The 13,740-nt window shown below is 34.3% G+C and carries 10 protein-coding genes; 7 read left to right on the plus strand and 3 right to left on the minus strand.

The window, feature by feature from the left end; translation table 11 throughout:
- The 4 genes from GB234_RS03740 to flxY all read left to right on the plus strand — a co-directional run bounded on the left by GB234_RS03740 (position 1) and on the right by flxY (position 5,474).
- Positions 1–1,539: a phytoene desaturase family protein gene (locus GB234_RS03740; RefSeq protein ID WP_151893173.1), complete on the plus strand. Its 1,539-nt coding sequence runs from the start codon at positions 1–3 to the stop codon at positions 1,537–1,539.
- A 10-nt stretch (positions 1,540–1,549) separates the two neighbouring features.
- A complete protein-coding gene (locus GB234_RS03745) occupies positions 1,550–2,437 on the plus strand; it encodes a cupin-like domain-containing protein (RefSeq protein WP_151893174.1) in 888 nt (295 codons plus the stop codon).
- A complete protein-coding gene (locus GB234_RS03750) occupies positions 2,430–4,106 on the plus strand; it encodes a C45 family peptidase (RefSeq protein WP_151893175.1) in 1,677 nt (558 codons plus the stop codon). The genes GB234_RS03745 and GB234_RS03750 overlap by 8 nt, the downstream gene beginning before the upstream one ends.
- Positions 4,107–4,187: 81 nt before the next feature.
- Complete coding sequence (gene flxY, locus GB234_RS03755) at positions 4,188–5,474, plus strand: flexirubin biosynthesis putative acyl-CoA ligase FlxY (RefSeq protein WP_151893176.1); 1,287 nt, start codon at positions 4,188–4,190, stop codon at positions 5,472–5,474.
- A 29-nt stretch (positions 5,475–5,503) separates the two neighbouring features.
- Here flxY and GB234_RS03760 read toward each other — a convergent pair whose 3' ends face one another.
- From GB234_RS03760 to GB234_RS03770, 3 genes are all read right to left on the minus strand, one after another.
- A complete protein-coding gene (locus GB234_RS03760) occupies positions 5,504–6,952 on the minus strand; it encodes a hypothetical protein (RefSeq protein ID WP_151893177.1) in 1,449 nt (482 codons plus the stop codon).
- Between the two features lie 222 nt (positions 6,953–7,174).
- Complete coding sequence (locus GB234_RS03765; RefSeq protein ID WP_151893178.1) at positions 7,175–7,804, minus strand: hypothetical protein; 630 nt, start codon at positions 7,802–7,804, stop codon at positions 7,175–7,177.
- A gap of 115 nt (positions 7,805–7,919) precedes the next feature.
- Positions 7,920–8,744, minus strand: coding sequence for a universal stress protein (locus GB234_RS03770; protein ID WP_151893179.1), 825 nt, complete (start codon positions 8,742–8,744; stop codon positions 7,920–7,922).
- Positions 8,745–8,896: 152 nt separating this feature from the next.
- Between GB234_RS03770 and rimP the strand changes: the two genes are divergently transcribed.
- From rimP to infB, 3 genes are all read left to right on the plus strand, one after another.
- Positions 8,897–9,364 (plus strand): ribosome assembly cofactor RimP, encoded by a 468-nt coding sequence (gene rimP / locus GB234_RS03775; RefSeq protein WP_371863330.1) that lies wholly within the window; start codon positions 8,897–8,899, stop codon positions 9,362–9,364.
- A 7-nt stretch (positions 9,365–9,371) separates the two neighbouring features.
- On the plus strand, positions 9,372–10,604 hold the full coding sequence (nusA, locus tag GB234_RS03780; RefSeq protein WP_151893181.1) for a transcription termination factor NusA: 1,233 nt from the start codon (positions 9,372–9,374) through the stop codon (positions 10,602–10,604).
- Between the two features lie 62 nt (positions 10,605–10,666).
- Complete coding sequence (infB, locus tag GB234_RS03785; protein WP_151893182.1) at positions 10,667–13,486, plus strand: translation initiation factor IF-2; 2,820 nt, start codon at positions 10,667–10,669, stop codon at positions 13,484–13,486.
- Positions 13,487–13,740 lie beyond the last annotated feature (254 nt).

Below are 13,740 nucleotides of genomic sequence, written 5' to 3' on the forward strand. Positions count from 1 at the left end.
ATGACAGAAAAATACGACGTTGTTATTGTAGGAAGTGGCATGGGAGGTCTTGTTGCAGGAATTACACTTGCCAAGGAGGGGAAGAGCGTTTGTGTTTTAGAAAAGAATAACCAATTTGGTGGGAATCTTCAAACCTTTTCACGGGATAAAACTATTTTTGATACTGGAGTTCATTATTTAGGAGGGCTAGATGAGGGACAAAATTTACACAAATATTTTTCTTATTTAGATATTATGGATGATGTAGAGTGGTTGCGGCTTGATGATGATGGGTTTGATATAATTTCTTTTGGTGACGATGAAAAATCGTACCCACATGCTCAGGGTTATGAAAATTTTATTCGTGTTTTAGTCAAAGATTTTCCAGAGGAGGAAGGCGCTATTCGTTCTTATTGTGAGAAGTTAAAACAAATGTGTGACAGTTTTCCTTTGTATAATGTAAAAGCTGGGTCGCCTAATTACAATGTTACGGGGATGTTTAACTTAAATGCTAAAGATTTTATTGCCTCGTTAACTTCTAATCAAAAACTGCAAGCTGTTCTTGCAGGAAGCAATTTATTATATGCAGGAGCCGGAGACAAAACACCATTTTTTGTACATGCACTTTCTGTTAATTCTTATATTGAAAGCTCTTACCGTTGTTTAAATGGTGGTAGTCAAATCACAAAAGCGCTTTTACGAAGACTTAAAGAAAATGGAGGGGCAGCATATAAACGCCATGAAGTTGTTGATTTTTTAATGGAAAATAAGGAAGTTGCTGCCGTCAAAATTGCTAACGGAAAAACGATTCACGGAGATATATTTATTTCAAATATTGAGCCTAAACTCACTATTAAAATGATAGGAGAGGAGCATCTTCGTAAAAGTTATGTAAAGCGTATTGAAGAGATAAAAAGTACTGTAGCGGCATTTAGTTTGTACATTGTTTTAAAACCAAATACGTTTAAATATAGAAACCATAATTACTATCATTATAAAGACAGTAATGCTGTATGGGATGTCCACAATTATAGTGAAGAAAGTTGGCCAGAATCATATATGGTATCAATGGGAATTCGAAAAAATGCAAATGAGTACGGTGATACTATAACTGTGATGACCTATATGCATTATGATGATGTACGTCAATGGGAGGATACTTTTAATACCGCGGCAGATAAAAACGAACGTGGACAAACTTATGAAGCGTTTAAAAAAGAAAAAGAAGAAAAATTAATTGCTGAGGTAGAAAAAAAATTTCCAAATATTAGAGACTGTATTCAATCTGTCTATTCATCTACACCACTTTCATACCGCGACTACATAGGCTGTAATGAGGGAGCCATGTATGGTTATGAAAAAGATGTCAATAATACTATGCAATCCATGATATCACCACGGACAAAAATTAAAAATCTATATTTTACGGGTGCGAGTTTAAATATGCATGGCATACTTGGCGTTACTATTAGTGGTATGTTAACGTGCTCAGCAATATTAGGTCTTGATTATATAGTTGATAAAGTAAATAAAGAATATCAAAAGGAATTGGCCAATTAAACGTTTAATTATGAACGCAATAAAAACAATACCCATCACTACAGTTGATAATCTTTCAAAAGAGGATTTTGTTGAACATTACTTAAAAACTCAACGTCCTGTTCTTATTAAAGGAGGTTGGACAAAAGACTGGCCAGCATATAAAAAATGGGATATTAATTATATGCAATCTCTTGCAGGTGATATTGAAGTACCTTTATACAATAATGAAAAAACGGAAGGTAAAGGTAAATCTGTTGCCATAGCAAAAAAAATGAAGCTGTACGATTATCTTGAAATTTTAAAAACACAGCCTACAGATTTACGAATGTTCTTTTTCAATATTTTAGACAATCTACCACAGCTGTTAAAAGATTTTGATTATCCAGATATAGGCATGAAGTTCTTTAAAAGATTACCCGTAATGTTTTTTGGAGGTAAAGGCTCAAATGTACTAGCGCATTATGATATGGACCTTGCAAATTTGGTGCATTTTCACTTTCACGGTCATAAACGAGTACTTCTTTTTGACCCATCTCAAAGTAAATATATATACCGTGTGCCATGGTCAGTACATAACTTAGAAGCGATTGACATGGACAATCCAGATTTTGAAAAATACCCAGCACTCAAAAATTTACAAGCTACCGAAGTTTTTATGGAACATGGTGATGCGCTCTTTATGCCCAGTGCATATTGGCATTACATCAATTATCTTGATGGTGGTTTTTCAATTACACTACGCTCATTTGTAAAAAAACCAGGTACATTGGCAACACTTCTTTACAATGTTATTATTCTTCGCAATTTTGAAAACTTAATGCGAAAAAGTTTTGGTCAAAAATGGGTAAATTATAAAGAGCAAAAAATGGTTAAAAAGGTGAATAAAAAATACCGAAATTCAAAAATCAATGCATAATAGAGTCGCATTATTTCTCTTCGGAAATTTGATGTTGTTACTTATTTCTTCCTGCGGTGTTCAAAAATCGTTAAAGGACATTCCAGATGTAAGCAACTATAATAATGACATACCCGAAAGAGTAAAAATTAACGACACTACGTACCACGCTGGAAATAATTTTCTAACAAGAAATCAGTTTGGCCTTTGGGAACTCTACGTTGAAGGCGATCCTTATCAAAGAGGCCTCGTTATGGGAAGTCTCACAAGAGAACTTATTGAAACCCAAGAACGTGTGTTTTTAACCAAAGTAAACGATTTAGTGCCTAACAAAACATGGCAAGGCTTTTTACGCAGTTTTTTAAAATGGTATAACCGAAAAATTTATAAACATGTCCAACCCGAATTTAAAGCCGAAATCTACGGAGTGTCAAAATACGGATCAGATGAGTTTAATTCGCTAGCGACACCTTATTTGCGATCTTTATATTTACACAGTGCACATGATATAGGGCACGCGTTGCAAGATTTAGCATTAGTAGGTTGTTCTTCATTTGCCGCTTGGAATGAAAAAACAGAAGATGGAAGCTTACTAATTGCACGTAACTTTGACTTTTATGCAGGTGATGAATTTGCAGAACAAAAAATAATTGCCTTCATTAATCCAGATAGTGGCAATCCCTACGTAAGTGTTACTTGGGGTGGTTTTACAGGAGTGACTAGCGGCATGAATACTGCAGGACTTACAATAACTATTAACGCGTCAAAGTCTAAAATTCCGTTGATAGCGAAGACTCCTATTTCTATTTTGAGCAGGGAAATTTTGCAATATGCGACAACTATCGAAGAGGCAATTGCCATTGCTAAAAAGCGAGAAGTTTTTGTTAGCGAAACCATTTTGATAGGGAGTGCTAAAGATGGCAAGGCGGCATTGATTGAGGTGTCTCCTAAAAACTTTGGTATCTACGAAGTTGAAAATAGCAATCAATTAATTTGCTCCAATCACTTTCAAAGTGATACTTATGAAGACGACAAACGCAACTCAAAAAGCATTGAGGAGAGTCACAGCAAATACAGGTTTGACCGCATGCAGGAAATTTTGAAAGAAGATGAGGGAAAAATGACTGTTAAAGATGCCGTAGCATTATTGCGTAATCGTAAAGGACTGGGTGATAAAAAAATAGGCTTCGGAAATGAGAAGGCATTAAACCAAATGCTTGCACATCATGGGATTGTTTTTAAGCCTGAAAGTTTAGAAGTTTGGATTTCTGCAAACCCATATCAAATGGGCGAATTTGTAGCGTATGATTTAAATAAAGTGTTTAATAATAGAGAAAATAATCCAGCGGAAACAACGCTTTCTATTTTAGAAAACGTTATTCCTGCAGATCCTTTTTTGAAAACCGAATCTTATAAAAACTATGAGGAATATCGCATTATTGAAAGAACAATAGAAAACGCTATTAATAATGAGGTGGAAGTTTCCGAAGAAAGTCTGAATAATTTGCAATCGAAGAACCCAGAATACTGGAAAGCGCATTACCTTGCAGGGAGGTATTATTATGAGTATAAAAGGTTTGATGAAGCTTTAAAGGCATTTAAAATTTCAAAAACAAAAGAGATTACAACGTTGCCTGATGCTGAAAACTTAGAGAGGTATATAAAAAAAGCATTAAGGAAGTTAAAATAATTAGTGCAATATTGCGTGTAGATGGAATACTATTAAAACCAATTATAAACGTTAATAGAAGAATTAAATTTAAAAAAGCTAATGACCCCAATAATAGAATCAGCATCACCACAAGAAATTAAAGCACTTCAAGAAACCGAAATGCAAAAGATGCTAGCGTACATTGGGGAGCATTCTACATATTATAAAAAACTCTTTAAGAGTAATAAGATTAATATTTCCGAAGTAAAAACGCTTCAAGATTTACAGCAATTACCATTAACGACGAAGGATCAATTGCAACAAAATAATGATGATTTTATTTGTGTTCCAAAAGGGAAAATAATTGATTATGTCACTACTAGTGGTACATTGGGAGAACCAGTAACGTTTGCACTTTCAGAGAAAGATTTACAACGATTAGCTTATAATGAAGCAATTTCTTTTGCCTGTGCTGAGGTAAAACAAGATGATGTTATGCAACTAATGACTACAATGGATCGTAGGTTTATGGCGGGTTTGGCTTATTTTCTAGGCGCACGCAAGTTGGGTGCAGGGATTATAAGAGTGGGTAGTGGGATTCCTGAATTGCAATGGGATTCTATTTTAAAATTTAACCCTACATATCTTATTTGTGTACCTTCTTTTTTACTTAAAATGATAGAATTTGCCACAAACAACGGGATTGATTTGGCTAAGAGTAGCGTAAAAGGGGCGATTTGTATTGGAGAGCCTATTCGTAATGAAAACTTTGGCTACAACACTTTAGCTTCAAAAATAAAAAAGGGATGGAATATTAAATTATATTCCACGTATGCTAGTACTGAGATGAGTACAGCATTTAATGAATGTGGGGAAGGAAAAGGAGGACATCATCACCCCGAACTTATTATAGCTGAAATTTTAAACGATAAAGACAAGCAGGTAAAAGATGGAGAAGTTGGTGAATTAGTTATAACAACACTAGGAGTTGAGGCAATGCCACTACTGCGTTTTAAAACAGGCGATATGGTACGAGCACACACAAGCCCTTGTAATTGTGGTAGAAATACGATGCGTCTTGGTCCTGTAGTGGGTCGTAAAAAACAAATGATAAAATATAAAGGAACTACATTGTATCCTCCAGCAATGTATAATGTACTCAATGATTTTGAAGCTATTGACTGTTTTTTAATTGAAATCTCTCACAATGAGTTTGAGACGGATGAAATACTCATAAAAATAGCAACATCAAATGAGAGTGAAGAATTTTTACAAGAAGTTAAAGATCATTTTAGGGCAAAGTTGCGGGTTACGCCAACGGTTGAATTTCACGATAAAAAAACTTTAAATTTATTGCGTTTACCTAAGATGAGTAGGAAACCAATTGACTTAATCGACTTAAGGTAATTGTGTTAATGGGAATTAAACTATTAGTTTTACCACGCCATTTTAGTGACACTTTCTTCTCTAACTAACCAGGTTAAGCCAGTATCACTATTAGTGTCAATATCAAATACAGAATAGCTACGTATAAGTTGGTTTGAGTTTTCTGGATTGATTCTAATAATTTTACTAATACTATTTTTATTGCTTTTGTGAATTGCAAAACCATTCATCACAGGTTTCCACACATTATCGCGAAGAACAAAAAGATAATGTTTTTCAAACTCCTTGTCTCTAAGCTGCGCGCTGAAAAGTAAATAATCCCTATCGCACCCATTAAAAGTGAGTGTTGTTAAAGTGCCTCCGCGAGTTTTAGGAATAATAATTGGTGGACAATTAACCATTGAAGAAACAATTGTAGTGTTATCTTCAGCAGTGTCAATGCTGCTTATCTGTGCGGTAATCATATCATTATTACCGTTGAATCTACCATTAATTGTGCTTTTTGAATTTATTTTTAACGAAGCTGTTAAATTATTTGATAACTGTTCTTTTTTATTCTGTAACGCTAAATCTGCATCTTCTTGGCTTATAGATTTAAGAATTACACGATGAATTTTCTTTTGCAAAACATTGCTACTGTCAATACGCTCTTCAATAAGTAATGTGTTATTGCTTATTGCATTTACATTATTATTTGATAAAGTGGTTGAAGTATTATCCAATGGAATACTCGTTGTTTTTAAATTTGTTTGCACATTTTGATTCCCGTCTTCTTCAGCAACATCTCTAAGGGTTTGATACAAATCTCTTTCTGCTTGTTCTTGACTCACTTTTTGAATAACAATGTTTGATGAGTTGTTTTTTTCTGAAATTTTAACAGGTTCAATATTTTCATTAGCAATAAGCGTAGTTGTGTCCTTTAAATTTGTTTGCACATTTTGATTTCCCTCTTCTTCAGCAACATCTCTAAGAGTTTCATACAAATCTCTTTCTGCTTGTGCTTGACTCACTTTTTGAATCACAATATTTGATGAGTTGTTTTTTTCTGAAATTTTAACAGGTTCAATATTTTCATTAGCAACACGAGTAGTTGTGTTCTTTAAATTGGTTTGCACATTTTCAGCTCCTTCCTCCATTGCAATTTTATTAAGTTCGTTAACTAAATCTCTTTCTGCTTCAGAGGTTGATATTTTCTTAAGATCTAATTTGTACTTTACAACAGGTTGTTTGGTAGTTATTTTACTTTTGCTGTTAATTACATTAGCGCTTGCTTCAAGTAGAGCAAGAGCCTCCACATGTTCTTTTTTAAGTCTTTCAATTTTTTGTTTTAAAAGCTCAAGATTTTTCTTGGCAACAATAATTTCATTAGCCTCAGCGCTTATTTTGTTTTTTGATACCTCCACAACAACAGTGTCTTTCTGGCTAACAGTAGTGGGGTACTGATTTGCTATAGTAACTTGAGCAATTGTTGAATTTTGTAAAAAGCTAACAAATGTCAATAAGGAAAAACATATGCATTTGAGTATCGTATGATTTATACGAGTACACAACATAATTTTTAAATATATGTAAGAGAGGAGAGTTATTCTTAATTAAAACTAAAGAATAAAATTACATTAAGCAACTGTTTGTTAAATAATTAGACAAAGTGTTTCAATAAAATTGAATTAGAGATTTTTCTTACTAAACACAAACTATAGGAACAATAATGGTATAGGTTTTTACCATGCCATTTTAGGAACGCTCTCCTCAAGTAAGAGCCAAGCGTAACCTGTTTCGCTATTCTCGTCGATATTAAACACAGAATAATAGCGTAAAAGTTCATTGGGTTTTTCAGGATTTACTCTTATAATTTGTAATGTTTCAGGCTTGTTACTTTTGTGAATTGCAAAACCATTCATTACGGGTTTCCATTGATTATTTCGTAAAACGTACAGAAAATATTTATTAAAATTTTCATCCTTTAATTTAGCGGTTAACAAAAGTAAATCACGGTCAAATCCCTCAAGCACAAGAGGAGAAATTGTGCCTCCATAGGTTTTGGGGACTAATAACTTCGGAAATCTATTATCCTGAAACGAAATGTGAGTAACACCATTATTAGTGTCTATCTTATTTATCCTAGCATAAAAAGGGACAAGATCGCCATTATAATTTCCAATTACTGCATTATCAGGGATGGAAGGCTTGGTTATCTTGGATGGTTCAATAGTGGGTTTTGGTTTTGGAGAGGTTTTTTGTGTGGTCTTTGGACCAATAATATTTTTATTTTTTTTAGTTGGGGTTCCACAACTAATTAAAATAGTGCAGGTAAGAGTAAAAACTAAAATAGTTGTAACTGATAGTTTCATATATAAATATAGCCACTTCTAAGAGAAAAGAATTGCGAAGTGGCTTGGGTTATTTTTAAATTACTAAATATAGGTTTGTTTTAAATATGCAAAACAGAAATCTTAAGTAACATTTTTATTGAATTTTAAATGTAATGACAGGCATATTTGCATGATTCACAAGATCTTCACTAATACTACCATTAAAAAAATGAGATAAACCTTTTCTACCGTGGGTGCTCATCCCAATCAATTGAGCATTTTTGAATTTTGTAAATTGAAGTATTCCTTTTTCAACTGAAAAAGCATTATGTATATTAAGCGTATAATTTTCGGCACCCATGCCTCGAACAAAGTTTTCCATTAGCTTAGTTGCTTCTTCAGTGGTTTTAAAACCTGCAGGGGTATTAACATATAGTAGGTGCATTTTTGCTCCTACCACTTTTGCAAATTTTAATCCTTCATTAAAGCTCCAACGACTCTCTTCTCCAAAATCTGTTGCAAACACAAAGTCTTTAATATCAAGTTTAGCATGGTCGTTTTTAATAACTAGCACAGGCACTTTTGATGTTCTAACCACTTTTTCTGTGTTACTACCTATAAATAATTCTTTAAAACCACTAGCACCATGACTTCCCATTACAACAAGATCAATATCTTTTTCTTTTACTGTCTGGTTAATGTCATTATAAATTTCATCGTGCCCAATAGCTGAGTGAACTTCAATAGGATATAAATACTCTTTCTTTAGAAGTTCTTCGAAGTTTTTTTCTGCTAATTTTATAAAATATAAAGCCTCTGGCATTCCGCTAGTATTTTGAATGCCACGAATTTGTGAGGGCATGTCTAACGAATGTTCAAGATAAATTTCACAGTTATTTTTAAGTGCAATTTCCGCAGCTACTTTTAAAGCATTTTCAGCTTGTTCTGAGAAATCAGTAGGAACTAAAATACGTTTCATAAGCAATGGATTAAGGATTGTGTTAGTAACTACTAAGTTACAAAAAAAACCCCGTTGGCGAGTCATTTTTTTTAAACAGAAATTTGTATTATATTTGCACCTAATTTAGTAAAAGAGAGGGGACATAGCGTCCCCTCTTTTTATAACTGTATTTGATGATAGAAAAGGTAACTACATTATTGAACGAAGCGCTTTCTGATAATCCGTCATTGTTTTTGATTGATTTAGAGATTATTAGCGATAATAGGATTGTTGTAACGCTTGATGGAGATGAAGGAGTGAGAGTTGAAGATTGTATTGCTGTGAGTCGTGCAATAGAACACAACCTTGACAGAGAAGAGGAAGATTTTTCATTGGAGGTCATGAGTGCTGGGGTTTCCGAGCCCTTGACAATGCCACGACAGTATAAGAAAAATTTAGACAGAACATTAAAAATCAAAACAGTGAAAGGTGAAACAATAGAGGGTCAATTGACTAACGTTTCCGAAGAAAAAATTACGCTAGAGTGGAAGGCACGTGAGCCAAAACCTGTAGGTAAAGGAAAGGTGACTGTGAAGAAAAAAGCAGAATTGCCTTACAACGAGATTGTAGAAGCAAAAGTGATGGTAACATTTAATTAAAAATGATATGGAAAATTTAGCGTTAATTGAATCATTTTCTGAATTCAAAGACGATAAACAAATTGACAGAGTAACGCTAATGGCGATACTAGAGGAGGTTTTTAGAAACGCCTTAAAGAAAAAATATGGTAGCGATGATAACTTTGATATTATTGTAAACCCAGATAAAGGAGATTTAGAGATTTGGAGAAATCGTGTTGTTGTAGCTGATGGTGATGTAATGGATCCTAATGAAGAGATTTCATTGTCTGAAGCACGCAAGATTGAAGATGATTTTGAGGTAGGCGAAGATGTGTCAGAAGAGGTAAAGTTAATCCAGTTAGGTCGTCGTTCTATTTTAGCTTTACGTCAAAATTTGATTTCAAAAATTTATGAGCATGATAACACTATTATCTATAAGCAATTTAAGGAGCTTGAGGGTGATATGTATACTGCTGAAGTTCATCACATTCGTCACAGAGCGGTTATATTGTTAGATGATGATGGAAACGAAATCATCATGCCAAAGGATAAACAAATTCCTTCAGATTTTTTTAGAAAAGGAGATAACGTACGTGGAATTATTGAAAGCGTAGAATTAAAAGGAAACAAGCCGTCAATTATTATGTCTCGTGCTAATCCATTGTTCTTAGAACGTTTATTTGAATCTGAAATTCCTGAAGTTTTTGACGGTTTAATCACTGTAAAAAAAGTAGTACGAATCCCTGGTGAAAAAGCTAAAGTTGCTGTTGATAGTTATGATGACCGTATTGATCCTGTAGGAGCTTGTGTTGGAATGAAAGGGTCAAGAATACATGGCATTGTTAGAGAATTAGGAAATGAAAATATTGATGTAATTAATTACACAACAAATCTTACTCTTTTTATCACACGTGCTTTAAGTCCGGCTAAAGTTACTTCTGTGAAAATTAATGAAGAGACAAAAAGAGCTGAGGTTATCTTACGTCCAGAAGAAGTAAGTAAGGCAATTGGCCGTGGAGGTCATAATATTAGATTGGCAGGTCAATTAACTGGATATGAGATTGATGTATTGCGAGAAGGTGCTGAAGAAGATGTAGAATTAACTGAGTTTAGTGATGAGATTGAAGGATGGATAATTGATGAATTCAAGAAAATAGGGCTTGACACAGCAAAGAGTGTTTTAGATTACGACTTTAAGGATCTTGTCTCTCGTACAGATCTTGAAGAGGAAACTATTCAAGAAGTAATCAGTATATTAAAAGAAGAATTTGAAGACTAAGGACTAAAATGTTATTTTTGAACGTAGTTTTCACGATATTATAGAAATAGGAAAGCATATTTATGGCTGAAGTAAAATCAATAAGACTTAACAAAGTACTCAAAGAGTTTAATATCTCTATTGACCGTGCTGTGGAATTTTTGGGTTCCAAGGGGCACGAAATCGATCGTAAGCCCACTACTAAAATTAGTAGTGCGGAATACGAAGTGCTTGCAGATGAATTTGCAAAGGACAAAGAGAAAAAAGTTGAGTCAAAAGAAGTTGGCGAAGAGAAACGAAAAGAGAAGGAAGAACTTCGTCTCGAGCGTGAGCGTGAACTTGAGGAAAAAGAAAATCAAAGAGCGGAGGCTTCTAAGGTGATTAAAGCTGAGGCTAATCTTGCAGGTTTAAAACAAGTGCGCAAAATAGAGCTTGATGCTAAAGGCAATCCTATTCAAAAAGAACAGAACCCTGCTCCTGTTGAAGCGCCCAAAGAGGCTCCTCAAAAAGAAGCTCCTCAAAAATTAGAAGCTAAAAAACCTGAGCCGCCAAAAGTTGAAAAGGTTGTCGAAGCAACTAAAAAAGAAACGCCAAAAGCCACAACACCAAAAGTTGAAAAGCCTGTTGTGAAAACAGAAACTCCTAAGGTTGAGGTGAAACCAGTGGCGCCTACGGTTGAAAAGAAAGTTGAAGAACCAGTAGAAAAGAGTTCTCCAGATACTGCTGAAGCAGCAGATGGTGAAGGAACAGGTATAGTTGAGACAAAATATAAAAAGCTAAACGGTCCTAACTTTACAGGTCAAAAAATTGATTTAACTCAATTTAAAAAACCAGAAAAGAAAAAACCAGCTTCATCTGGAGAGAAAAAAGGACGTCGTCGTCGTATCAGTAAAGATAATGGTAAATCTGGAGCTAATTCTGGAGGAGGAAATAGGAAAGATAATAGAGGAGGTTCACGCAGAGGTTCTCAAAGGTCTAATGTGCCCAAAGAAGAACCTACTGAGGCAGAAGTGCAAAAACAAGTACGTGAAACTTTAGAAAAACTTCAGGGTAAGTCTTCTAAAGGAAAAGGTGCTAAATATAGGAGAGAAAAACGTGATACTCACCGTCAAAAAACGGAAGAAGAATTAGCAAAGCAAGAAATTGATAACAAATTGCTTAAAGTGACTGAATTTGTTACTGTAAGTGAGGTTGCTACCATGATGGACTTGCCAGTAACAAAAATTATTTCTGCATGTATGTCATTGGGAATGATGGTTACAATGAACCAGCGTCTTGATGCAGAAACAATATCTATTGTTGCTGAAGAATTTGGTTACGAAGTAGAATTTGTAAATGCTGATATTGAAGAGTCAATTCAAGAAGTTGAAGATGCTCCAGAAGACTTAAAAGAAAGAGCGCCTATTGTTACTGTAATGGGTCACGTTGATCACGGTAAAACATCATTACTAGATTACATTCGTAAAGAAAATGTTATCGCCGGTGAAAGTGGTGGTATTACACAACACATTGGTGCATATGGAGTACAATTAGAAAATGGACAAAAAATAGCATTTCTCGATACGCCAGGTCACGAAGCCTTTACAGCAATGCGTGCACGTGGTGCTCAAGTAACAGATTTAGCAATTATTGTAGTTGCGGCAGATGATGACATTATGCCACAAACAAAAGAAGCTATTTCTCACGCACAAGCAGCGGGAGTACCTATCGTATTTGCTATAAATAAAATTGACAGACCTAGTGCAAATCCTGAAAAGATTAAAGAAGGATTAGCTCAAATGAATCTTTTAGTAGAGGATTGGGGTGGAAAAATTCAATCACACGATATCTCTGCTAAGACAGGTGAGGGTGTAAAAGAATTATTGGAGAAAGTTTTATTAGAAGCCGAATTGTTAGAGCTTAAAGCAAATCCAGATAAAGCCGCAAATGGAACAGTAGTAGAAGCCTTCTTGGATAAAGGTCGTGGATATGTATCTACAATTCTTGTACAAGGCGGTACTTTAAAAGTTGGTGATTATGTTTTAGCTGGACAACACAGTGGTAAGGTTAAAGCAATGCAGGATGAACGTGGTAAAAAAGTAAAAACTGCTGGACCTTCAATACCGGTATCTATTTTAGGATTAGACGGGGCACCACAAGCTGGTGACAAGTTTAGTGTTTTTGAAGATGAACGAGAAGCTAAGGATATAGCAAGTCGTCGTACACAGTTACAACGTGAGCAGTCTGTAAGAACACAACGTCATATTACACTTGATGAAATTGGACGTCGTATTGCGCTTGGTGACTTTAAAGAATTAAACATTATTCTCAAAGGAGATGTTGATGGTTCTGTAGAGGCATTGACAGATAGTTTCCAAAAACTATCTACTGAGGAAATTCAAGTAAACATTATTCATAAAGCAGTAGGGCCTATTACTGAGAGTGATGTGTTATTGGCTTCTGCGTCAGATGCGATTATAATTGGATTTAACGTTCGCCCAATGGGTAATGCTCGTCAAATTGCAGATAAAGAAGAAATCGACATCCGTATGTATTCAATTATATATGCGGCAATCAATGACTTGAAAGATGCAATGGAAGGAATGTTATCTCCAGAAATGAAAGAGGAGATTACGGGTACTGCAGAAATTAGAGAAACATTTAAAATTTCTAAAGTAGGTACTATTGCAGGTTGTATGGTATTAACTGGAAAAATTATAAGAAATGCAGGAATACGTTTAATTCGTGAGGGTGTAGTTGTTTACACAGGCGAGTTAGAAAGCCTAAAGCGTTTTAAAGATGATGCAAAAGAAGTTGCAAAAGGATACGATTGTGGTATGCAAATTAAAAACTACAACGATATCTATGAAGGCGACATCATTGAATCATTCCATGAAGTAGCTGTAAAGAAAAAGTTGAAATAAACTTTTTAACACTATAAATTAAAAATCCCGTTTCTTTTAGAGACGGGATTTTTTGGTTTAAATATTACCTTGAAAAGGCTTTACTTCTGAAATGTATTCAATTTTTAAATGACTTAAACAAAAAAACATTTTTAGCTAATAATCTTAATAGCCAAATTTTTTCTCTAACGAAATGAATGTTTTGATTTTAAAAAACAAGTTGTAAACAAAAAAAGTAACTTCGAAAACTAATATTTCCGAAGCTACTTTTAAGA

Source organism: Patiriisocius marinistellae, from assembly GCF_009014635.1.
GTDB lineage: Bacteria > Bacteroidota > Bacteroidia > Flavobacteriales > Flavobacteriaceae > Patiriisocius > Patiriisocius marinistellae.